This window comes from Staphylococcus sp. GDY8P45P (genome assembly GCF_017892745.1).
Lineage (GTDB): Bacteria > Bacillota > Bacilli > Staphylococcales > Staphylococcaceae > Staphylococcus > Staphylococcus cohnii.
Map to the genome: position 1 here is coordinate 21,782 of NZ_JAESLS010000007.1, position 25,511 is coordinate 47,292.

At 34.8% G+C, this 25,511-nt stretch carries 19 protein-coding genes; 6 read left to right on the forward strand and 13 right to left on the reverse strand.

Annotation, left to right across the window (positions count from 1 at the left end; genetic code table 11):
• Window positions 1-15 precede the first annotated feature (15 nt).
• A complete protein-coding gene (locus tag KA873_RS08090; protein ID WP_107383749.1) occupies window positions 16-795 on the reverse strand; it encodes an arylamine N-acetyltransferase family protein in 780 nt (259 codons plus the stop codon).
• Window positions 796-1,211: 416 nt separating this feature from the next.
• On the opposite strand from KA873_RS08090, the gene ilvD reads away from it, so the two are divergent.
• On the forward strand, window positions 1,212-2,912 hold the full coding sequence (gene ilvD / locus KA873_RS08095) for a dihydroxy-acid dehydratase (protein ID WP_107383750.1): 1,701 nt from the start codon (window positions 1,212-1,214) through the stop codon (window positions 2,910-2,912).
• A 961-nt stretch (window positions 2,913-3,873) separates the two neighbouring features.
• On the opposite strand, the gene lip is transcribed toward ilvD, so the two are convergent.
• Both lip and KA873_RS08105 read right to left on the reverse strand, forming a co-directional pair.
• Window positions 3,874-6,177 carry a YSIRK-targeted triacylglycerol lipase gene (lip, locus tag KA873_RS08100; RefSeq protein ID WP_210140210.1) on the reverse strand — a complete coding sequence of 768 codons (2,304 nt, stop codon included), beginning with the start codon at window positions 6,175-6,177 and terminating at the stop codon, window positions 3,874-3,876.
• Between the two features lie 377 nt (window positions 6,178-6,554).
• The gene (locus KA873_RS08105; protein WP_210140211.1) at window positions 6,555-7,883 is read right to left on the reverse strand and encodes a sodium-dependent transporter; all 1,329 of its coding nucleotides are present in this window, start codon (window positions 7,881-7,883) and stop codon (window positions 6,555-6,557) included.
• A 279-nt stretch (window positions 7,884-8,162) separates the two neighbouring features.
• On the opposite strand from KA873_RS08105, the gene brnQ reads away from it, so the two are divergent.
• The gene (brnQ, locus tag KA873_RS08110; RefSeq protein ID WP_210140212.1) at window positions 8,163-9,467 is read left to right on the forward strand and encodes a branched-chain amino acid transport system II carrier protein; all 1,305 of its coding nucleotides are present in this window, start codon (window positions 8,163-8,165) and stop codon (window positions 9,465-9,467) included.
• Window positions 9,468-9,730: 263 nt separating this feature from the next.
• Window positions 9,731-10,102, forward strand: coding sequence for an iron chaperone (locus KA873_RS08115; protein WP_210140213.1), 372 nt, complete (start codon window positions 9,731-9,733; stop codon window positions 10,100-10,102).
• Window positions 10,103-10,179: 77 nt separating this feature from the next.
• Here KA873_RS08115 and KA873_RS08120 read toward each other — a convergent pair whose 3' ends face one another.
• Window positions 10,180-10,920, reverse strand: coding sequence for an alpha/beta hydrolase (locus KA873_RS08120; RefSeq protein ID WP_107383755.1), 741 nt, complete (start codon window positions 10,918-10,920; stop codon window positions 10,180-10,182).
• 454 nt (window positions 10,921-11,374) lie between these two features.
• On the opposite strand from KA873_RS08120, the gene KA873_RS08125 reads away from it, so the two are divergent.
• Entirely contained in the window at window positions 11,375-12,604 is a 1,230-nt protein-coding gene (locus KA873_RS08125; RefSeq protein WP_210140214.1) for a pyridoxal-phosphate-dependent aminotransferase family protein, read from the forward strand.
• Window positions 12,605-12,714: 110 nt separating this feature from the next.
• Here the strand turns inward: KA873_RS08125 and KA873_RS08130 are convergent, their stop codons facing one another.
• From KA873_RS08130 to allC, 9 genes are all read right to left on the reverse strand, one after another.
• Complete coding sequence (locus tag KA873_RS08130; RefSeq protein ID WP_107385677.1) at window positions 12,715-13,923, reverse strand: CynX/NimT family MFS transporter; 1,209 nt, start codon at window positions 13,921-13,923, stop codon at window positions 12,715-12,717.
• Window positions 13,924-14,027: 104 nt separating this feature from the next.
• Window positions 14,028-14,978, reverse strand: a complete 951-nt coding sequence (gene arcC, locus KA873_RS08135; RefSeq protein WP_107385676.1) for a carbamate kinase — start codon at window positions 14,976-14,978, stop codon at window positions 14,028-14,030.
• A gap of 13 nt (window positions 14,979-14,991) precedes the next feature.
• On the reverse strand, window positions 14,992-15,762 hold the full coding sequence (locus KA873_RS13720) for an oxamate carbamoyltransferase subunit AllH family protein (protein ID WP_107504871.1): 771 nt from the start codon (window positions 15,760-15,762) through the stop codon (window positions 14,992-14,994).
• Window positions 15,759-17,024, reverse strand: coding sequence for a YlbE family protein (locus tag KA873_RS08145; RefSeq protein ID WP_210140215.1), 1,266 nt, complete (start codon window positions 17,022-17,024; stop codon window positions 15,759-15,761). Before KA873_RS08145 ends, KA873_RS13720 begins: the two co-directional genes overlap by 4 nt.
• Window position 17,025: 1 nt before the next feature.
• On the reverse strand, window positions 17,026-18,786 hold the full coding sequence (locus KA873_RS08150; RefSeq protein ID WP_210140216.1) for an acyl-CoA synthetase FdrA: 1,761 nt from the start codon (window positions 18,784-18,786) through the stop codon (window positions 17,026-17,028).
• A 15-nt stretch (window positions 18,787-18,801) separates the two neighbouring features.
• On the reverse strand, window positions 18,802-19,851 hold the full coding sequence (allD, locus tag KA873_RS08155) for an ureidoglycolate dehydrogenase (protein ID WP_119517681.1): 1,050 nt from the start codon (window positions 19,849-19,851) through the stop codon (window positions 18,802-18,804).
• 156 nt (window positions 19,852-20,007) lie between these two features.
• The gene (gene allD / locus KA873_RS08160) at window positions 20,008-21,039 is read right to left on the reverse strand and encodes an ureidoglycolate dehydrogenase (protein ID WP_107504873.1); all 1,032 of its coding nucleotides are present in this window, start codon (window positions 21,037-21,039) and stop codon (window positions 20,008-20,010) included.
• 15 nt (window positions 21,040-21,054) lie between these two features.
• Window positions 21,055-21,843: a (S)-ureidoglycine aminohydrolase gene (gene allE, locus KA873_RS08165; protein WP_107383764.1), complete on the reverse strand. Its 789-nt coding sequence runs from the start codon at window positions 21,841-21,843 to the stop codon at window positions 21,055-21,057.
• A gap of 125 nt (window positions 21,844-21,968) precedes the next feature.
• Window positions 21,969-23,201, reverse strand: a complete 1,233-nt coding sequence (gene allC, locus KA873_RS08170) for an allantoate deiminase (RefSeq protein ID WP_210140217.1) — start codon at window positions 23,199-23,201, stop codon at window positions 21,969-21,971.
• Between the two features lie 174 nt (window positions 23,202-23,375).
• Here allC and KA873_RS08175 point away from each other — a divergent pair, with 174 nt between their 5' ends.
• Window positions 23,376-24,218: an alpha/beta hydrolase gene (locus KA873_RS08175; protein WP_210140218.1), complete on the forward strand. Its 843-nt coding sequence runs from the start codon at window positions 23,376-23,378 to the stop codon at window positions 24,216-24,218.
• Window positions 24,218-25,468 (forward strand): M20 family metallo-hydrolase, encoded by a 1,251-nt coding sequence (locus KA873_RS08180; protein ID WP_107383767.1) that lies wholly within the window; start codon window positions 24,218-24,220, stop codon window positions 25,466-25,468. Before KA873_RS08175 ends, KA873_RS08180 begins: the two co-directional genes overlap by 1 nt.
• Window positions 25,469-25,511 lie beyond the last annotated feature (43 nt).

Sequence of the window (25,511 nt, forward strand, 5' to 3'; positions counted from 1 at the left end):
TGAATACTGTATATTTCAGTCAAAAGTTTTTATATTTATATCTTTAATACCAAAATAGCGATGCAAAAAATATTTATAGTTTTCAGATGTTATATTTTTCTTTTCTTTTTGACCATGATCAGTAATTGTTAAATGATTGTTCGACATCGTTACTCTACCGAAAGTCGTTGCTTTACTAATTAAAAGTTGTTGAACAAAAATGGATGCTTCATTATTTTGATTAAACGCTATGCCTTGTTCAAAATCTGACAACACCTTAGGTTCATCCCTATATTGATATTGCGTCTGCCATTTATGATCAACTTTCTTCTTCATTTCAAATGTATTGTCACTTATTTTGCTTACTTTAAACTCACCGTTTACATCATAAACAATTTCCTCATCATGTGTGATTGGCATGGCTGCTTTAGGTATATCCGCATAACCGACATCAACTAAGTATTTTTTCTGATTTAATGTAACGATTAATGCCATATGCGACCCTTCCATGGCCCAACCTGAGCCATTATAAATTGTCGCAGATACCATATACACGTTATACCCTTTACTTGTTAAATATGCGCAAAACAATCTGTTTTGTTCATAACAATAGCCCCCTCTATGTTCGTTTACAATTTTATCTATCATTGATGGATTATCTAAAGCAATAGGTTGTCCATTCTGCACATTAATATTTTCAAATGGAACGTTCAATACATACTTTTCAATATAATAGTTCAATGTTTCTAAATGATTGTCATGATATGTATGTGTATCTATCGCTAAATAATTTTCTAATATTTCAAAATCAGTCATATAACTCCTCCATTTCTCTATAGCTATAAAATAAGTCCTATACGCATCACGATGCATTAGCGCAATTGTCAGTGACAACTTATAACTGATCAACCTCGTTCATTCACTTTAAACAATAAAAATATAACTATTTTAAGTTATGCAAGAATTTCTTAAACATGTTCTGTTAATTTATATGATAAAGGGTAATAATGATTATAGACAATCTTTTGATATTGACATCAATTAAATAAATAGATATTGTGTATACCTATACATTTGTATAGCTAATTTACTATATTTCAAAAGTATCGAAGTCACTTTACGATTCCGTGAAATGTACGAACACTTAGGTGTCATGACATCAGGTACTTATTATTTTAAAATTTTCAGATTATTCTTAATATAATGTGATTTTTTATTTTGGAGGGGATTATTTGAGCAAGGAACAGTCGCAAAATCAACAACCAAACGATTTACGAATCCGCAGCAAAGTGATTAGTGAAGGTGTAAGCCGTACACCTAACCGATCTTATTTACGTGCACTTGGTTTTGAAGACGAAGATTTTGAAAAACCTATGATTGGCGTTGCTAGTACATGGAGTGAAGTTACACCATGTAATATGCACATCGACGGTCTCGCTCATGCATCTAAACGCGGTATAAGCGAAGCTGGAGGTTCACCACTGATTTTTAATACGATTACAGTTTCAGATGGCATTTCCATGGGCACTGACGGTATGCGCTTCTCACTGCCAAGCCGTGAAATTATTGCTGATTCAATTGAGTCCGTAGTCAGTGCTGAAAATTTAGATGGTGTTGTAGCAATCGGTGGCTGTGACAAAAACATGCCAGGTTGTATGATTGGTATCGCTCGTCTTAATTTACCAGCTGTCTTTGTATATGGCGGGACTATATTACCTGGGAAATTGAATGGCAAAGATTTGGATGCTGTATCTGCTTTTGAAGGTGTTGGACAATACAACAATGGAGAAATAGATAAAGAAGCATTACATAAAGTAGAGTGCTCTGCTTGCCCCGGTGCCGGAGCTTGTGGTGGGATGTTTACTGCTAATACAATGTCCTCTGCTATTGAAGCTATGGGAATGAGCTTGCCTGGAAGCGCCTCTCACCCAGCTGTATCAACAAACAAATCAAAAGATAGTCGCGCAGCGGGCAAAGCTGTTTATCATTTATTAGAGCAAGGTATATATCCTAAAGATATCATGACCAAAGAAGCATTTGAAAATGCGATTACTGTTGTCATGGCGTTAGGTGGCTCTACAAATGCAATCTTACATTTACTAGCTATTGCGCATACAATTGATGTAGATTTAACACTTGATGATTTTGAAAAAATACGTAAACGCGTACCGCATATTGCAGATTTAAGACCTAGCGGCAAATATGTAATGGCACATCTTGATGAAGTCGGTGGCGTACCAGGCGTAATGAAACTATTACATGAAAAAGGGTTAATCCATGGTGACTGTTTAACAGTTACTGGAAAAACCGTTGCAGCAAACTTAGCTCAACAACCAAGTCTTTCTGATGATAAAACAATCATTAATTTTGATCAGCCTAAACATCCTACAGGTCCACTTGTTATTTTAAAAGGTAATCTAGCACCTGAGGGCGCAGTAGCAAAAATTTCAGGTTTAAGTGTTACTTATATTAAAGGACCTGCGAAAGTTTTTGATTCAGAACCTGCAGCGACAAAAGCAATACTCAATGACGATATTCAACCTGGAGATGTCGTGGTGATTCGCTATGCTGGACCAAAAGGAGCGCCTGGTATGCCAGAAATGCTATCAGCTTCTTCTATTTTGGTAGGAAAAGGATTAGGTGAATCTGTTGCATTGTTAACAGATGGACGTTTTTCAGGTGGTTCACATGGTCTAGTAGTAGGTCATGCTGCTCCAGAATCTCAAGCAGGTGGCCCAATGGCATTACTTCAAGAAGACGACATCATTACTATTGATGCTGAAAATTTAGAAATTAGTTTTGATATTTCTGATGAAGAGTTAGAACGTCGTCGTAATGCATGGCAAGCCCCGCCACTAAAAGAAACACGTGGTACATTAGCAAAATATGCCAAACTCGTATCATCTGCTTCAAAAGGCGCAATCACTGACTAATGAGTAACATTCGTTTAAGTTGTTTAATATAAAATCTATTTGAATTCATTCACTTTGCCACTTTTATACAACTATTTAGATTTTTAAAATTTACCAGTCTCAAACAATTTTTATGGAGTAATACTTTAAAATATGTGTATCTATAACAACAATAGCTTTAATTAATGAATAAACGTCAGTTTCTATGGAATTTTATAGAAATTGACGTTTGCTTTGTTTCTACGGAAATTTTGTATTAATGAAACTGTTACTTTTCTTTGAAAGCAAAATTCTATAATTTAAATGATTATGTAACCACTTTTCATACACTTTTGAATGCGCTATTGTTATATTTTTTTATTAATTTCCATTTTGGAATAATTTATTACTATTTAGGGAATTTTAAACAAAATTTAGCACAATTCTTTTATAGTGAAGTTAACAAATTAAAGTGAGGTGAAGGACATGGACTTTATCATTGATATCATCAAAAAAATCGTTGGTTTATTCACAGGCAAATAATTTCTAACCTCTTTAAAGAGACTGATACAACATGTATCAGTCTCTTTTTGACATACAACATAATCAATAGCTGCACATTACGATTCATTGATATTATTCCCATCCAAATTTAGCATCTTGTTTCACTTTCTTCGCCTTTTCAATCATATCATTCACATTTCATCCTTCTTCGTTAGACAAATATTGTTTTCAAGAAAATAGAACACACTGCATTTTACTCAACTAAAAATGAGCGAAGATAAAATCAAAGTGTAACTTTTGATTAATTATCCTCGCTCTGAATTGGCTTAAACCATACTCAGTATATATTAATAGTTAAACGTTATTGTCTTGTTTATCAATTTCTGATTACTTACGAAAATAAAGTTTTCAATATATTGAATAATGAACCTACTAAATCAAAAAAGTCTCCACTCATCATTTTCCCTCACCTTCATAAAATATAATCGTAGCGTTTTAACTATGCTTCAGCACTTTCAGTTCTTACTAAATCCGAGGCAATGCCTTCATAAAATCGGCTTAACTCTGCTTGTGAACGCTTCGTATCATTACTATCTTGGCCAACAAAATCTGCATGATCCCAATCGTGCATAATTGGTGTTACTTGCCAAACACCTTTTTGAACCTGATTCGATGCTGCTACATATGCTTGATTAAATGGATGTAATGCTGAAATTGTTGAAACAAGTCCATCATTGACACGCCACTCTTTTTCCGGAGCTTTTCCAATCACATTACCTGTTATTCCCATAGGTAAATACATGTTAATATCTGATTTTTGTCTACCAAATAAACCATCTCTTGTAGATTCTCCAGTATATGTTTTATAAACTATATTTGGATTTAACGATGTTTTTTTATTTAATTCAGTTGCGCCTGCTCTTGTTAAATCGTAAAATCCATTATCATCTGTCGTCCATAATTTACTATCTTTCAATCGTTCAACATATTGATTATATGTTTCATCGTCTTTTTGTTTTAAACCCCATTGCTCCAAGCCAAAGCTAACTTTAGAATTTTTATTACCTTTTAGTTTCGCATAATCAAATGCAACTTGTCTGATAAGCGTTTCATTACCTAGTTGATCAGCTGCATGTGTACCATTATGAGGTGTTGCTAAGGTAGTAATTGAACTAATCATATTATCGTTATTACCTTGAAATACTGGAGATATATCGCCACCATGTTGTTTTTGATATTCTATTTCTTCTGGATCACCATTTCGTAAATATTCTTCTAGTTGTCTAATGGTTTGTCCACCCATGCTATGACCAACTAAATGAACTTTTTGACCTGGTTGCCAATCTTTATATACACCTTCATATGTCTTACCATAACGGTCATGTCCATATTTTTCAGCATGTGCAGCACCGTAATCTACTGTGCCACCTTTAATGTAATAATATAATTCAACTGCTCTATCATGATTACTACTTAATGCACCAATACTTGCTTCATATGCATTGTAACCCTTTTGTTCTAAGTCTTGTTGAATATTTAATTTGTCTCCACCCCAATAATGAGGTAAAACAGATGGTTTAATATCATCTGTAAAACCATTAAAACCATGCACTAAGATAATGGGATCTTGGTTTTTATATTGACTTTGTTTCGCTTTTTTTGTAGGTTGTGTTTGAGTTTTCTCAACGTTCTGTTGATTCACTTTATTATTTGTTGTAGCAACAGCATTTTTCTTAAGTAAAGCTAAACTTTTATCTTGATCGTTGTTCTTTTGATTGCTTTGACGATCTTCATTAACTAAATCATCATTTTTCAATTGTCCAAATTCAACATCATTTTGAACTTCTGATTGCGATGAATCTGCATTTACTTTCATCTCTTTTGCTTTATCTTGCTCATTGTATTCCGGATCTACTTCTTTTGATGTTTCATCTTTTGTTTTATCTTGTTCATTGTATTCCGGATCTACTTCTTCTGATGTCTCATTTTTCGCTTTGTCTTGCTCGTTGTATTCTGGATCTACTTCTTTTGATGTCTCATTTTTCGTTTTGTCTTGCTCATTGTATTCTGGATCTACTTCTTTTGATGTCTCATTTTTCGCTTTATCTTGTTCATTGTATTCTGGATCTACTTCTTTTGATGTCTCATTTTTCGCTTTATCTTGTTCATTGTATTCTGGGTCTACTTCTTCTGATGTCTCATTTTTCGCTTTGTCTTGCTCGTTGTATTCTGGATCTACTTCTTTTGATGTCTCATTTTTCGCTTTATCTTGCTCGTTGTATTCTGGATCTACTTCTTCTGATGTCTCATCCTTTGTTTTGTCTTGTTCGTTATATTCCGGATCTACTTCTTCTGATGTCTCATTTTTCGCTTTATCTTGTTCATTGTATTCTGGATCTACTTCTTCTGATGTTTCATCCTTTGTTTTGTCTTGTTCGTTATATCCCGGATTTACTTCTTCTGATCCCTCGTTTTTTGTTTGATTATTATTATTTTCTACGTCTAATTTTTCATTATTTTCGTTTTCTGCTTCAGTCGTAAATCTATCATTATGTAAGCTTTGATTATCTGAAGTTTGTTTATCATTCTTATTAACCGGTACACCACTATCCCCAGTAGCGTTATCACTATTTGTTTCCCCAACATTTTCCCCAATGTCTTGATAGTTCATTTCACTTGTTTGTTTTTCTGTTTCTGCAGCTTGCGCACTGTCTACACCTATAAATAGTAAAGAGCCAATCAATATAGATGATGCGCCAAAAGTGAATTTACGAATACTATATTTGTTTTTTTTCTGTTCCATACTAGACACCTCTTGGTTAATAGAATTTAATAAATGACAAACTTCCTTTTGCTAAATGAATAAATTTAAAATAAAACGTGGCACTAATTCGAAAAATTTACCAAAAATTTCTTTCATAAACTACCACTCCTTTCAGAAAACGTTTTCAAATAATTATAAAAATTAAATTATCTATTTAAAACAATTGATACAACACAACAATTTTTTTAAATAAATAATTTAATTTGACTTTACTAAACAAATAAAAAATAGTCAACAATATAAATAAAAATATAATAACTTAATTTATACTTTACAAATTATTTAAAAAACCCCTTATCAACAACCAATTTTTACATTGATATGATAAGGGGTGAATGATTAATGTTATTTAATTTCTATAAAAATTGTACGACAAATATTAATATAATAACGATTGGCAAGATAAATTTGATGAGATAATACCAAGGTATAAACAATCTTAATTTATCTTTTCCAAAATGTTCTTTTAATGCTTGTTTATCGAGCAATTGTCCTACAACAAGTGTTGTTCCTAACGCACCTAACGGCATTAAAATATTAGAAACTAAAAAATCCATATTATCAAAAATGGTTCCTGCTGCAAATTTTATATGACTTAAGCTTCCAAAAGACAGTGTTGCGGGAATACTTATGATAAAAACAAGGATACTTATATAAAACGATACAGATTTACGTTTCGAATTATCATTTTTAGTAAAGTTGGACACATTGAGTTCAAGTAACGAAATTGAAGAAGTAAGTGCTGCAAATAAAAATAATATTAAGAAAATAAAATAGAAACCTGGACCATATGCCATTTGATCAAATACTTTTGGTAACACTTTAAATAGTAAACCTGGACCTTCAGTCGGACTATAGCCAAAAGCTGAAATCGCAGGGAATATTGCTAAACCTGCCAACACAGATACTAGAATATTCATCGCTACAATCGAAACAGCCGAAGTTTTAATCGTCATTTCTTTAGGTGCATAACTAGCGTATGTAATCATACCTGTTGTTCCTAATGAAAGTGTGAAAAATGATTGGCCTAGGGCAAATAAAATACCCTCTATTGAAATATCTTCTATTCGTGGTTGTAATATATATTTCATACCTTCAAATGATCCATCTAAAGATAACGATTTAAAAACAATAATAATAAGGAAGATAAATAGTAACGGCATCATAAATTTAGATGCTTTTTCTAATCCTTTTTCAACCCCCATCATTACGATGAACATCGTTAACAAGATGAATATTCCTTGACCTGTAATGGTCAACCATGGATTACTAATAATTGATTCAAATGCTATGTGGCCTAATTTATCACCATTAAGCGAGAATATTTGAAGTAATACATTGAATATATATATGATAATCCAACCACCGATAACACTATAAAATCCAAATAAGATAAATACAGCTAAATTACCATTCCAACCTATAATATTTAACCATTTTTTATTTGTTAATTTTTCATATATTTTAGTAGTATACGTTTTGCCCATTTTACCTACTGTAAATTCCATCATTAATAATGGCAATCCTACAAGCAGTGTGAATATTAAAAACATTAATAAGAAAGCACCACCACCATATATACCTGCCATATATGGGAATTTCCACATTGCGCCTAGTCCTATTGCGGATCCAGCACTTGCCAATATGAAACCGAGCGAGGACTTCCATTGTGATTCATTGTGCATCGTTCATACATCCTTTACACCCTATTATTCTTCATTACGTTAAAGCGTTCATGTAACATAGAAAACTACTATAACATTTTTTTGAATTGAGCTCAATAGTTAATTGTTTAAAACACTTGATATTACAGTTTTCTTTACTATTATGACATTAATAAATCAATTTAATTAAACATCTTACATGGTTTAATTTTCTGAAATTTCATTGAATTCATATAACTTTTGTGTTATATTAATGTATGTTTTGCAACAAATAACTTTAAAAATAATAGAGGTATTAAAATGAATAGACTCATACTGATTTCCGGTCTTATGTTATTCTCATTTTTCTTTGGAGCCGGAAATCTAATATTTCCACCTATGTTAGGATATACAGCTCAAGAAAATATGTGGGTTTCAATGATAGGATTTTCAATCACCGGTATTTTATTGCCATATTTAACAGTCATCGTAGTAGCTTATATGAATGGTGGCGTTGAAAGTATTGGTAACAAAGTCCATCCAGTATTCGGTACGATTTTTGCAATCTGTATTTACGCGTCTATTGGCGCATTATACGGGATTCCACGTGCTGCAAATGTCGCTTATGAAATTGGTACAAAAAATGTTTTACCTGTACATAATCAATTAACTTTAATTATATTTTCAGCAGTCTTTTTCTTAGTTGTTTACTTGATTGCACTTTATCCAAATCGAATCATAGATAATTTAGGTAAATACCTAACACCTATTTTAATATGCATTATCGCTATTTTATGTATTTTAGTGATTATCAATCCTGAAGGTGCAATTGGTAAAGCTGGTGGCGACTTTGCGCAAACTCCACTTGTGTCAGGTATCTTAGAAGGTTATTTCACAATGGATCTCGTTGCTGCACTCGCTTTTTCAGTAGTAATTGTACAAAGTTTTAAATTACATGGTGTTAATGAGCCAAAATTATTAGTTAAAAATGTTGTGAAAGCTGGTTTTATTTCGGCTGTACTGTTATTTATCATTTATTTTGCTTTAGCCTATGTTGGCGCAACAACCGATCAGACAGGCTTTAAAGATGGCACAGATATTTTAACTTTTAACTCATTACGTGTGTTTGGTGCTTTAGGAAACTTAATTTTTGGGATAATTGTGATATTAGCTTGTTTAACAACATGTATTGGACTTGTGAATGCTTGTTCAGCATTTGCAATGAAAAAATTACCAAAAATTTCTTATAAATTATTTGTACTTATCTTTTCAATATTAGGTTTTATTGTTTCTACATTAGGATTAGAGCTTATTTTGGAAATTGCTGTACCATTACTTACATTTATTTATCCAACATCTATCGTATTAGTGCTTATTTCGTTATTGAGTATATTTATCTCATTTGAAATGAAATATAGCTTTATCATACCAACGATTGCAACATTGATTATTTCTTTATTACAAATATTAAATGATTTTAATTTAATTAAAGTACTTAATGTTGTATATGCGCATTTCCCATTAGCGAATATCCAACTAGCATGGTTGATACCATTTATGGTATGTCTGCTAATCGGTATCATTATCGATTTCTTTTACGCTAAATCGCAAACTGAAATGACTTAAGTTAGTGCGTACTGTTAATCAAACGATATGCCAACACATATCTATTCTCATCAATACATCCCTTCAAATATGGGGTGTATTTTTTATATGTAAAATAGCAAAATGCCAAAAGGGATTTCTGAAATTATCATAAACTGTTTATACACTCAAATTGGAAATTTAGATTAAATTCACTCGCCTATAAAGTGATATATTTGCATGTAATTGATATAATACGCTTACGCTATATAATAAAATTCACACTTTAAGGATGGAGATATTGTATGACTGAATTTAATGACTTTTTACAGTCACTGGAAAATGACAAACAAACAGCCACGATGGAAGCTATCTTTAATTGGATTTCTGAAACTTTTCCTGAACTCGAAACAACTGTAAAATGGAATCAACCGATGTACACGCATCACGGTACGTTTATAATCGCCTTTAGTAAGTCCAAACAGCATTTCTCAGTAGCACCCGAAGCTAAAGGAATGGCTAAATTTACGGAACAAATTGAAGCAGCTGGATATTCGCAAACCAATAATTTATTTCGTATTAAATGGACTCAAGACGTTAACTATGCATTATTGAAGTCCATTATTCAATTCAATATCGAAGACAAAGCGGATTGTACAACATTTTGGAGAACTTAATTTTAAATATATTGAAACAAAAAAGGATGACTTCTACTCCATTTAGTAGAAACCATCCTTTTTAATATTTTCATGGCTTATGTATAATCTTCAAAAAACGCGATAATATCTTGTTCTACTTCTAAATGACCTTCACCATACGTCATTAAATGTTTACAGGTAGCATAACCTTGAATTTCTTTATCCTCATGTGCAATTTGATCATAAATATAATTTGCACTAACTTCATAAGCCTTTTCATCCTGTTCGCCAAATTTTATAGCGATAGGAGCAGAAATCCGGTTTAAATTCGCCATCACATTATCAACAAGTTGTTTGAATTTATCAAACCCAGTGGTATAGGTTTCAATTTGGTCAATTTGTTGTTGAATTGTTTCTTGAGACAAACCTACTAAATTACCCATGCGTCCGCCATAAAATTCCAGCCTGCTCGCAAGTCCTGCATCATCTTTACTAAATGGTGTCGACATGACTGCAACAGAACTAACTTGTTTTTCTTCTGCCAATTTTAAAGACAAAATACCACCTAAAGATATGCCACATACACTTATATTCGAATAGCCCTTATCTTCTAAAAATTGATACCCTTCTAACGCATCTTGCCACCAATCCTCTGCGTCATAAGCCATCAATGATTCGAGTAATAAACCATGTCCTTTATAAGCAGGAACATAACAGGTAAAACCCGCTTTATTTAATTTTGTTGCTAATAATTTCACATCTCTGATCGTCCCTGTAAACGAATGTAATAACAATACAGCACGTTCAGAAGATTCATTTTCCAAAAATATTGGATTAGGTTCTTTTACATTTATCATCCATTGTCACTCCAACTTTTAACATCCATAAACATTGTAATAGAAAATCGTTACGATACAAAGAGATATGATTAATAAAAAACCAAGACCGTTCAAGTGATTATCGTAAAAAAATACAAGCCACTTCCTTAAAGGAAGTAGCTTGCTTCTATGAGGAAGTCTGGAAACATGCCTAAGCGCATGCTCACAGCGACCCATAGTGTGTGCATGCCCTTGGCATGCTTATATAGTGTACAATTTTATGTATCTTCTTTCAAACATTTATAAATAATGAAGTTATGGAAATTCATTTTATCTACATGCAAGTATATAAGATAATTTCTATTAAATTTCTTTATTTTTGTAATATTCAGATAAATTATCGTTAAATAATTATCGATTTTGACGAATATATATCAGCTTTAATAAAGTATAATATATAATGAAGGAATTTAAAGAAAACGAGGTAATAAATATGGATGATTTAAAAATCAACAAAAGATTAATTATGACACCCGGCCCTGTTAGCGTAGACCCCCGCGTTTCACAAGCAATGTCAAACTCTATCTTAGGTCAATTTGACTATGAATTTGTAGACATTATGAATCAAACGATGGAGCTAATTCGCAAATCATTTTTAACAAAAAACCAGTGGTCATTTCCTATTGATGGCACAAGTCGTGCTGGCTTAGAAGCTGTAATATCTAGTATTGTTAAGCCTGGTGATGATGTTTTAGTTCCAGTCATTGGACGTTTTGGCTATTTATTCGCTGAACTGGTTACGCGTGCTGGTGGTATCGTCCACAGCATTTATAAGCCAATGGGAGAGGTGTTTGAACAGTCAGAAATCATTGAAGCCCTAGATCAATATCAACCGAAAGTACTTGCTATTGTCCACGGTGAAACGTCGACTGGTAGATTGCAACCAATTGATCAACTTGGTCGTGCATGTAAAGAAAGAGGGATATATTCTGTTGTAGATGCTGTTGCCACATACCAAGGGATGGTTATCCCAGTAGATGAATGGGAATTAGACGCAGTCATTGGTGGCGCTCAAAAATGTTTATCTATTCCTTCAGGTATTACCCCAATCACTTTCAATGATAGATTTAGTGATGCCATCAATGCGCGCAAACGTGTAGAACTTGGTATTCGTTCTACTGAAACAACGGAACAAAATCATTTTATCAGAAGCAATTATTTAGATTTAACACAGTTACAAGACTATTGGAGTCCAAAACGTTTAAATCATCACACTGAAGCAACAACTTCAATATATGCGCTTCATACTGGTCTAAGGTTAGCACTATCTGAAGGTCTAAAAGCACGTGCTCAACGTCATACATTCCATCAAGAAGGTTTAAAATCAGCCTTGAAAGCACTAGGGCTAGAAATTTATGGCGATGAATCAAACGAAATGAAAATGGTGATATGCGTTAATATCCCTGATGGTATAGATGATATAGCATTCAGAGATGGTTTATTAAAAAATTATGGCATAGAAATTGCAGGTTCCTTTGGAGAGTTAAAAGGTAAAATATGGAGAATCGGAATCATGGGTTATGCTGTCCAAAAACAAAACATCTTAACGTTTTTAGCTGCATTTGCAACTCACCTTATTTCCCAAGGCAACATAAAAAACCTTGATCTAGAAACTGCGATTAAAACACTTGTGGATCACTATGATAACAATGAAATATCATAAACTTTTTAACACATCTTTTAATTAGATAAATCAAAAAGGTACAACTCCAAACCTAAACCGTTGGTGTCGTACCTTTTTTAATTTTACTTTTTAAATTTAAGTCTTTTCTACTATTCATCTTCTACAACTCTATTTTTAGCTGCTGGGTAACCAAAAATAAAGAATAGTAATGACATTAACAATAATGCAATAATACCTGATATCCAATTTCCCGTGTAATCATGTAAGTATCCAATTAAAAATGGTCCAATTGCTGCGATTAAATAGCCTACTGATTGGCCAAACCCTGATAACGAAATACTACCATCACTTGTCCGTGCGCGAATGGAAAAGAATGTCATACATAAACTAAAACATGCGCCCATTGCTAAACCAGCAATGACCATACCGATAACAAGTAATACTAATGACTGTGTAAAGAACAAGCCAAAACCAGTCAAGAATAAGATTGTGATAATAACGACCAATATTCGTTGGTCTTTCAATTTAGATGCTATTATTGGAAATGAAAATGTCATAGGTACTTGAGAAAATTGATTGAGCATTAATAAATAGCCTGCTGTAGATGGATCCACACCTCTATCCACTAATATCGATGGTACCCATGCTACAACGGTATAGAACACCATGGATTGGAAGCCCATCGTCAAAGCCACCATCCAAGCTAATTTAGATTTGACAATATTAACTTTCTTGTGATGTTTGACTTGTGTTTCATCAATTGTTTGTTTTTCTAATTTTGCACCTTTACGTGCTTTCGGTATCCATAAAATAATTGCGATAATCCCTAGAATAATCCAAAATGACAATGACAACCTAAAACCAAGCGGCGTTTGAGATAATGGGAAACTCAACCCACCACCTAAGCCTGCTGTAAAGTTCATAGTCCCACTATAAATACCAGTAGCTATACCAATTTGCATCGGGAAATACCATTTCACATAACTTGGTAATACAACGTTACCAAATGCAATTGCTATCCCTAATACTAATGTACCTATAATGAATAAACTAAAATCTCCAGCTACACGCAAGTACAATCCAATAATCAGTAATATTGTGGAGTACAAAATTGTACGAGACATTGTTATACGTGATGTTACTCTCGATACTAATGGAGAAACAATCGCAAAAATAATGAGCGGTATAGTAGTTAAGATGCCAGCAACACTGTTATTAATTTCCATTACATGCTTAATCTCATCAACTACAGGCCCTACTGATGTGAGTGGTGCACGTAAGGTAGAAGCAATAAACACAATTGCCAAAATTACGCCCCAATTTTCTTTGATTCTATGTATGCGATAGGGTTCAGTCATCTTATACCACCTTTCTTCCAAGTCTTTTAATATAATAATACAACGAATCGAACAAATGAAAGCCATTTGAACGATTCGCAAATAATTGATTCTAAGGAACTCATCTATGATTGATCAACATTTAATAAAATACGTGTACCTGCTTTACCCTCTAATGCTTCGACTGCATCATCTAATGAACAGATAATCGCTTCTTTACCCATTTCAGCAAATTGAATCGCAGCTTCAATCTTAGGTAACATACTTCCTGCAGGGAATTGTCCTTCTGCAACATAAGCTTTTGCTTGGTCAACTGAAATCGTTGCTAATTTCTCTTCGTTCGGTTTACCAAAGTTCACACAAACATTTGAGACGTCTGTTAACATCATGAATGTATCTGCTTCAACTTGTTGAGCAAGTTTCAAACCAGAGCGGTCTTTATCAATAACCGCTTCAACACCTTGAATACTTCCATTTTCATCACGGTAAACTGGTATACCACCGCCACCAGACGAAATAACGATTGCTTGGTCAATCAATGCTTTGATTTGATTTACGCCGTGAATCACGAGTGGTTCTGGTGAAGGAACAACACGACGGTAACCTCTACCTGCATCTTCTACCATCACAAAACCATGCGTTTCTTCTAGGCGTTTTGCTTCAATTTCGTCAAAAAATACGCCAATCGGTTTTGTTGGATTATCAAATGCTTTATCATCTTTATCCACTTCTACCATTGTTAATAATGTTACCACATCACTTTGGATGTCTAACGCATGCAAATGGTTTTTCAAAGATTCTTCCATCATATAACCGATGAAACCTTGCGATTCAGCATTACAAGCGTTAATTGGAAGTGGATCAACAACGTCTTTTGCTGCTTCATTTTGTGCAATAATATTTCCGACTTGTGGTCCATTACCATGTGTAATGACAACGTTATGTCCAATTTTTTTCAACTCTGCCATTTTACGTGTAGCAGCAAACACATTTTTATATTGATTGTCGTATGACGCTTCTTGTTTAGGTTGTAAAATAGCGTTACCACCTAAAGCAAGTACAACACGCTTACTCATACGTTTCACTCCTTCAAGTTAATGCTACAAACATGCCATATACTGTGTCTCTTCCTGATGACGAACCTACTTCAAGCAGTCGATCAATGTTTGCCAGTGACGGTTCATGTTGTAACTCTGATATTTTCGAACTAAACAACCCTTGTTGTGCGCATTTTAAAAAGGTTTCTCCTACTAGTGTTGTTAATGGTTCATTAAGTAGGTATTTTAATTTTTCTAAATTTGGTTTTCTAATATATGGATCGGTAAAATGAATAAACAACATACCAGTTAGAATGTCATCACCAGAAGGCGTAAGCCCTTGTCCTCTACCAATTAGGTAGCGGTAATATTGTTCTACGGTTTCAACATCTTCATATTTAAGTGCATGTATAATTCGGCTCATTGTTTGGCGGTCAAAGTCACCTTCATCGTACATCGTAAAGTCATATGTCGATATATTTTGCTTTAGTTCATCATTATTTACCTTTTCAGCGAAGTCTTTAAATGGCAATGATGCAACATGCCACACAAGTTGGCATGTTTTACTCATATAAATAGTGTTAGGACCTATAGTGATTTGTTGGTTTAAGGAAATCTCATTTAACAAACTACGTTTCGTCTGTTGGTCTATTAATATACCAAATGGAAACATGCCATTTTCATCGGTACCTATAAATATAAGTTCTTGCGCATCGTTAACAATATTGAATCCTTTATTAAATATGCTATGCACATAAAAAGTTTGATGATTTGCTAATATTTCCTTGGCAATATTGCCTATAGCTGTTGCGTGGAAAATCACGCTTTAAAGCCTAATTTCTCTGCATATGCAGTAATTGCTTTTTCGAAACATTCAATCGGTGGGTGAACTGTACCTGCACCAATTTGACCATAACCAGCAATTTTATGTGCAATACCTGTATTAATAACTGGAGTAATACCTGTTTCAACGACTTTACGTGCATCAATGCCTAAGCAAGCACCTTTGAAGTTCCACGTAGGAATAGCAAAGTTTGGATTCTCACCGATACAAATTTCAGTCATTTCATTACTGATATCTAATGCATCATCAAAGCCACCAGTACCAACGAATCTAGTTACTGCTGGCGCAGCGATCATTGCCATACCACCAACACCGATTGTTTCAGTGATGGCAGAGTCACCGATATCAGTATTAGCATCTTCAGCAGAATAGCCTGTGAAGAATAAGCCATGAGGCGTATTGACTGGTGCAGTATACCATTCATCACCCATACCAGCGATGCGAATACCGAAGTTTTCACCGTTACGACACATAGCTGTTACAACTGTACCGTGTTCGATTGTACGTGCGGCATCCATCATCGCTTTACCTGTAGCCATCGCTACGTTTAAGAAGAATTGATCTGTATCAGCTAAGAATTGTAACACCTCAGTACGTTTTTCTGCTTCAACATCGTCTAATGAGGAGATGATAGGCGTAACTTCTTTTAAGAAAGCTAATGAAGCTGCAATATTACGTTGGTGGAATTCATCACCCATTGCAATTGCTTTAGCGATTAATACATTAACATTTAAGCCATCGTTCATTTTGTGTAATGCTTTGCTTAATACTGGTCCTAAAACATCTTTCATCCAGTGTAGACGATTGACTACTGTATCATTATAAGCACCGAAACGTAATACTGCGCCGATACCTTCGTTCATTTGGCAATATGCTTCGTTACCTGTCTCTCTGTTTTCCACAACAAGTACAGGCATGTTAGCTGAAGTAATACCACCCATTGGACCAACTGCATTAACATGGTGACAAGGGATGAAAGTAATTTGACCTTCTTCTAACAATTTACGTGCATCTTGTTCATTATCTGCCCATCCTTCAAAAAGGATCGCACCGACACAAGAACCTTGCATAGGATCTGTCATATTTTCATATTTAATTGGTGGACCAGCATGTAATAATACATTTTCTTTGAGTTCAGGAATTTTAGATTTGGCTGGCACTACATCTACTAAAAATGGTGCTGCTGCAATCATCTTATCAATGACTGCTTGGTTAGCTTCATCTATTGTTTTATAAGCCATTTTATACCGTCTCTCCTTCATAATTGTTTAAGAATTGCAGTACTTTCATTAATTTTTCATCTCCACCTGCAATTGGGCGCCAGTTGAATTGAACGACTGGTGCATCACTTGCTTGAATTGCTTCAGTAAAGCTCTTCAATCCAATGTTAATCACACTTGGCTTCATATTTATTAAATTCATTACTTTTTCATCGACAGTTAAATCAACCGGTTCTGAATCAAATGATTTCGTTGCTAATTTTGGTTGAGCTACATTGCTACCAACTAAGTTAAGTGCAGTACGCACCATTTGATCGTTTGTTTCACAAACAATTGCGCCAGCTTCTGTTAACGTTTTAACTTGGCTATCATATCCCTGGTGGTCATGTTGCGTACCAACAACTGTAGCAAGAACCGCTAATGAACGACCGTTAGCTTTAACTTTTTCTAAAATCGTTTTGATTGTTGGTGCAAGTTCGCTAGCCATATCATCATGACTACCATAACCTATGACATTATCTAACATAATTACAGCAGTTGACGGATCATCAGAAGAAGTTTCTAACATTTCAATACGTTTGGATGGATCAATCATTGGATGCGGTCTACCTTGTGTATAAATGTCATCGCCCAAGTCGATGATTTCATGGTTTCCACCTTTATATGAGAAACCTTCTGGTGTTACTTCGCCTGAAGCGTCACCTAAAGTATCTTTAACTAACATAGCTGCTTCTGAAGCTAAAGTACCACCTGAATAATATCCTTTGATGCCATCTTGATTGTCAGCAAATTCAATACCAAGATTTTCTTTAAATGTTGGTTTGAATTGTGGCGTTTCATCATTAGACAATTGAACAGATACGCGTGCCGCTTCTTCTAATGTATATGCATGGTAAATATTTTCTTCAGTGTAAGTTGGTTTAGAACCTAAGAATAAGGTAACAACAGGTTTTTCAATATTACGTAGAAGATTTAATACTTTTTCTTCGACTTCTTTAGCTGGTGGTTTAGAAATAACAGTAATGACTTTAACCTTAGGATCTGCATTTAACGCTTTAATACTATCTAACATCGTAATTGCACCAACTTCAGTTGATAGGTCACGTCCACCAGTACCGATTGCGTTAGTCACGCCTTTGCCTTCACGGTCAATGATTGTTGTCACTTCTTGGATACCTGTACCAGAAGCACCAATAACACCAATGTCACCTTCGTTCACTGTGTTAGTGAAAGCAAGTGGTAAGCTATGGATAATACCTGTACCACAGTCAGGTCCCATCACTAATAATCCTTTTTCATGCGCCATTTGTTTTAAACGCACTTCGTCTGATTTAGCAACGTTATCACTAAACATAAATACGTTTAAATTATTTTTTAAAGCAGTTTCAGCTTCCATTGCCGCATATTGACCAGGGATTGAAATTAATACCAAGTTTGGATTGTTTGCTAACTCTAAAGCACGATTCCAGTTTGAAGCTTCGTCTTGTTTTTTAGACTTGTCATCCTCTTCACCTTTACCTTTGAGTTCTGCATCTACTTGTTCATTAACTTCATCAACTTTTGATTCATCATCTGTATCTATGATGACTACAATATCGTTAGGTTTAGCGTTGTCTAATTCTGCAGTATCAAATCCTGATGATTTGAAAATATCTTTATTGGCAGGCGTCCCCATCATAATAGATACTTGGTTCACACCATCAATAGCAGATAATTTATTCGATAATAACATTAAGACAATCGAATCTTGGTACGTGTTTTCTTTAATTATTGTGTATAACATACTATTCCTCCGTTATTATTCTGCAAATCTATTTTTTCCGTGATAACGATCAAAGTGTACGTCTTCTGACACTAAGTAATCGTAAATTTCATCAACAATTTCAATGCCTTTTTCATCGTATTTTTCACTACGTAAGCGTCCACGTTCACCTGGATAGAATATCTCTCCATATCCTTCAGCAGCTGGTTGAGCTTTCAATTCATCCAACATCGTTGAAATACGTGATTTAAATTGATCTAAGTCTGTAAAGAATGCAGGGTTAATGACAATGTGTAATTGTCCAAGATCACGGCCTTTGGTTAAATCTTTGTACATAGATGAAACATGCACACCATGTGGCACACCTAGCAGACTTCCTGACAAGATATCTACCATCATCATCAAACCGTAACCTTTCGGCCCCGCCACTGGAACAAGTGCATGAACATCTCTGGCATTTGTTGTTGGCTCACCATTTGCATCTACTGCCCATGTATCTGGAATAGATTGATGTTTAGCTCTAGCATCAAGTACTTTCCCCCACGCTTGTACTGTTGTAGCCATATCAAATGTAATGATACGCTCATCATTTGACGGTGCACTAAATGCAATTGGGTTTGTACCGAAATAAGGCTCTGTACCACCAAAAGGTACAACCATTGGATCAGATTGACACATACTTAAACCAACCATATTTGCTTTAGATGCCATTTCCACGAAATAACCTAAGGCACCACTATGAGAAATATGTTTCACACCTACAACCGCCACGCCATTTATTTTGGCCATTTCAATAGCTTTTTCCATTGCTTGTTTTGCAGCTTGATGTCCAGGGCCATTATCCCCTTCAAAAACACCTGTCGAAGGACCCGTTTGCTCAAATTGATACTCAGGGTTAGCAGTAATACCTCCCTTAGCAATACGTTCCGCATAATATTCTACTCTGACTGCACCATGAGAATGAATACCGCGATGGTCTGCAAAAGTCAAAACATCAGCGACATCCTTTGCAGCATCTTCATTTAATCCAGCTTTAACAAGTTTATTTTTCATTAAATCAAACAAATCATTTTTAGAAACGCGCATATTACAACCTCCTTATTACTATTATTGTGTTTTATTTCACTAAAAAATGTGTTTTCAAGCAGTAAAAAAAGAAGTTACTAAAGACGCACCATGCTAAATGTCGTAAGTCACCATTTATTACATTAAATTATCTCGTTCACTTCTTTTTATTACTTCCTAATATATGTCATTAGATATTAAATAATCATAAATTTCTTGAGCAACTGGAATACCATGCTCTGCATATTGCTTTTTAACTTCTTCTTGAATCTCACCTGGGTAATACACTTGATCAAAACCTTTGGTTGGTTTAACACCGTGTAACTCATCTACCATGTCAGAAACTTGTGTTAAAAACTGTGTTTCATCACCAAAATATGCTGGATTAATCACGATATGAAATTGTCCTAATCTACGATATTGACTTAAATCTTCATACATCGAAGTGACATGCTTACCAAATGGCAAACCTAATAAGCTGCCTGCTAATATATCTACCATCATCATCAAGCCGTAACCTTTTGGTCCGGCTACAGGTAATAAAGCAGCTACTTCAAAAGGATTTGTAGTAGGTTCACCCTGTTTGTCCACTGCCCATGTATTAGGTATCGATTTGTGTTTTGAGCGTGCATCTAATATTTTCCCCCACGCTTGTACCGTTGTTGCCATATCAAACAATATGGGCTCACCATTTTTTTGTGGTGATGCAAAGGCGATTGGATTCGTACCAAAATAAGGCTCTGTACCACCAAATGGTACGACCATTGGGTCAGATTGGCATACTGTTAATGCAACCATGCCTTGTTTTGCAGCTTGTTCTGCAAAATAACCAATGGCACCACTATGACCCATCTCTTGAATACCTACCATGCCGATACCACTGGATTTTGCTAAATTAATCGCTTCTTCCATCGCTTGATATGCAACATAATGGCCAACAGCATTATCGCCGAAATATGTGCCTGCTGAAGGACCAGTCTTCGTAAATTTCAAATCTGGTTCCAAATTAAAGCCTTTTTTAGCAATTCGTTCTGCATAATACTGCATTCGAACTGAGCCATGTGAATGAATGCCTCGCTCGTCAGCAAATATCATGAGATCTGCTGTTTTTTCAGCTTGCGCGTCAGGTAAACCTGCATGTGTTAATTTCTCTTTAAATAATTGGCGTAGTTTACCACGTTCGACGTATATTAATGCTCCCTCTTCCATGACTAACAACCTTCCTTAAATTTCTATATCTCTATTTGCATCCTTGGAATAGATGTAAGCGAATGGTTCGTCTAAACCAACAGCATAAGTTGCTTGTGGCGCATAAGCACCCATAAAGATGTAATCACCTTTATCAACTGGTTGCCATTCGTTGTCTAAGTTGTACATGCCACGTCCACTTAATACATAAGCCCCATGTTCTTGAACGTGTGTTTCAATATAACCGTGTGAAGCACCTGGTTTAAATGACAAGATATGAATGTTCATATCATATGCTAATTCTTTTGGTAGCAAATCAAGAATTTTCACTTCTTCCATGCCTTCGTATGGTTCTTGTACCATATCATTAACATTTCCAGTTACAACTTCTGGCGTATAACCTTCTAAAGGTTGGTAACGTTTTTTATATAAGAACACGCGACTGTCATTATTTTGGTTGTTATTTTCAAATGTCATTACTTGATGAGATGGTACATATAAATAACCACCTGCGCTCAATTCATATTTTTTATCATCTGCATACGCATTGATGTTTCCGTATTCAACATAGATGAATGTCTGAACACCATCTCCACCAAATCCTTGTCTATTACCACCTTGATTTTTCAATGTTACAAGGTAGTCTACAAAGCGTGCACCAAGTCTCGGTGAACCTAGAATCGTTACGTCACAATCTTCAAAACCAGGTACAACGTTATTTACTAAACCGTCTGGTGTGATGACTGCGTAGTTATCTTTTTTAATTACTGAACGTGTTTCTAATAAACCTTCTCTATATCCTTGATTATGATTAATATAACCCATAAATAAAATGCTCCTTTTCTTTATCTGTATTTAAAATCTTTTATGCTTATCTCTATAAAAAGTTTGTTGAACCATGTTTATTTATATAGCTCAATGATGTTGTTCTAGTTGTCTATGTCCAAGTATTATTCTTTATAAGCAAGTTTATATAATACTTGTTTTAACACTTCTATACCTTTAACTAAATCTTCTACATTTGTCTCTTCTTCAACGTTGTGACTCACACCGTTAATGGATGGTACAAACAACATTGATGTTGGTACATATTTAGCAAAAATTTGAGAATCGTGACCTGCACCAGAAGGCATTAATTTCCACTCTGATTCACCCACTACAGTTTCAGCAGCATTCTGGACTTCTTTAACCAAGCGTTCATCCATCAATGTTGGTGCTTCATCCATCCATAGATCGATGTCGCATTGAACGCCCTCTTCTTCAGATACACGTTTAATACATGCATCAATTTCTTCTGCGAATTGATTTAACTCTTCTTGATTAATATGACGACAATCAATAGAGAACGTAACTTCTCCTGGAACCACATTAACTGTATTTGGCACTGGATCTACGCGGCCAAATGTAATGACTAATGGATCCCCTATTTCTCGCGCACGATCTGTTAATTGGTTAGCAATTTTGCTGAAAGCTACAACTGCATCATTTCTCAAGCCCATCGGTGTTGTACCTGCATGGTTTGCTTCACCTTTTAAGTTGATTGTATAACGCTTTTGACCCACGATACCGTTAACGACACCAATTGATTTGTTTTCAGTTTCTAATACTTTACCCTGTTCAATATGCACTTCGATAAATGATTTTATGTAGCTATAATCATTATCTGCTGTTCGATAATCAAAACCACATTCACGCATTGCTTCTTTAAAAGCAACACCCTCACCATCAGCTATTGAATCTACATCAGCTTTACCGGCTAAGTTGAAGAAGTTTTTGCTTCCCCAGAAAGCAAATGGGAAACGGCTACCTTCCTCTTCCGCTAAAGCTAAAATTTCTAATGAACGCAATGGTTGACCATATTCAGCCTTAAGTGACTGCATCGCAACGACAGCTGCTAACACACCAAATTGACCATCTAAATGACCACCTTCAACAACTGTGTCAATATGAGAACCGGACATAATTGTTTCTTCAGGGTATTTGCTACCTTCAATACGTCCTTTCAAGTTGCCGATGCTATCGAATTCTGTTTCAAATCCATCTTTTTCTAGTGTTTCTTTCAACGCTTGAACAGCATTTGACCATTCTTTAGAATAAAGTAGACGCGTAATGCCCCCACCTGCCAAACCGCCAAACGCAGTGAATTTTTTGTCTAGAGCCTCAAAAGAAGATCGGATGTCCATGTAATTCAACTCCTTTTTCATTTCACATACAATTATAAGCGTTTACATATTACTTATCATTCACAATTCTAACAATAATGCACTTTACTTTTATTCGATTTATACAAATACGCGGTATTTTTTATTTGAGATACTATATTTAGCAAAATATATCTAACAGGAGGCTAGGTCATTTTGACTCAACAAAAAGCTACTTGTCTATCAAAGGATGGATTTCCATTACCTTATTCAATGATAAAAGCTAAAAATCAAAACCCCAAAGGCATCATTATATATTTTCATGGTGGTGGGCTAATTTTTGGTCAGCCAAACGATTTACCACAAGATTATATTGATATTTTATCGGAATCATATCATTTAATAATGGTTTCCTATCGACTTGCTCCAGAAAGTCATATTGATACGATTATTGAGGATGCACTTAGTAATTATGATCATTTAAAATCGCTTTATCCTTCGTTACCTTTGATTACTTTTGGACGCTCAGCCGGTTCATTTTTAGCGATGCTTGTCGCACGTCATCGTAAAGTTGATGGTATCATTGATTTCTATGGTTATTCCCGTGTACATGTACCTTCATTTTTGAAACCAAATAAGCAATATCAAGCATTATCTACACAAATCACGCCGAAGATATTAAATCAACTTATTCAACCTAAACCACTAACATCTGGGCCATTGCAAACAAGATATCCTATTTACCTATATGCTCGTGGCCAAGCGCATTGGCTATCATATTTAGGCATTGAATCATCAACACAAAGTGCTTATAATATTTCGCCAAAAGAATTGAAATGTTTCCCTCCTATGTTCATTGTACACTGTACAGGAGACCCTGATGTACCTTATAGTGAAAGTGAATATATTGATAGATTAGTTGAAACGAGTCACTTTGAATGTCTAGACCAGAACAGCCATGATTTTGATCGTGAGGTTAGCCCCACTAGTAAAGCAATATATGAACAAGTGATTCAATTCTTGAATCAAATTACACTAAATATTGAAGGGGATAAATGATGAACTTACAAAATGTAATAGAAAATTTTCAAACGTTTAATAATTTTGCCCGAAATCCTAAGAATGGCGGTATTAACCGTATTGCTTTTAGTCATCCAGAACGTGTCGCGGCTTTAAAATTTTCAATGTTATGTCAAAAGGCAGGTCTAGATGTTTACTTTGATTTCTTTGGTAACGTTATCGCACGTAGAGAGGGAAAGCAGCCTTCTTTAAAGCCAATTGTGTTGGGGTCACATATCGATACAGTAAAAGATGGTGGACAATATGATGGTCTTTTAGGTGTCCTTGGTGCACTTGAAGTTGTCGAACATTTAAACGCACATCAAATAGAAACAGATCATCCAATTATTATTATTGCTTTTGCTTGTGAAGAATCTACACGTTTCAACGAAGCAACTTTAGGTAGTAAATATCTTACTGGCAAAATGACAAAAGACGATATGAAATTCATCAAAGATAATGATGGCAACGTACTTTATGATATCGTTGCACCTTTAGCTCAAGATATGAACGGTAAAATAGCATTATTTGAAAGAAACAAAATCAAAGCATTTTTAGAGTTACATATTGAACAGGGGCCTATTCTTGAAAATAATCAAAAGGATATTGGCATCGTCACAGACATTGCTGCACCACACCGTTTCAAGTTACAAATAGCTGGCGTTACAAGTCACTCAGGGTCAACACCTATGCCGATGCGCACAGATGCATTGACTACTGCTGCTGAAATCATTTTAAAAATCGAAGCCTTAGGCCAGGCTTACCATGATAAGGGGATAGTAACGACTGTGGGTTATGCTAACGTTTATCCTAATACAATGAATGCAATCCCTGGTGAGGTCACACTACTCATCGATATTCGAGGTAAAGATGAAGCTATTCGTGAAAAAGTAGTCGAAGAGATAAAAGCACACATCGAAACTATTACAACAAATCGTCAAGCAGATTATGAATTAGAAGATTTAGGTCAGGATCAACCACGTAAATTCAATCAAACAATTGCTGAGATTTCTGAACACAGTTGTAAGACACTAGCATACCAATATCGCTATATGTATAGTGGTGCTGGTCATGATGCTATGAATTTCGCACCCATTTGCCCTACGAGTATGATTTTTATCCCGTGTAAAAATGGCATTAGTCACTCCCCAAAAGAATCTGTAACTGAAAGCCAAATCGAAAAAGGTATTAATGTGATGATAGCAACGACGATTGAATTAGCAAAAGTTGACACAGTATTGGACACATAATGCACATTGGCTTTTGACCAATCAATTGCTATTATGAAGGTAA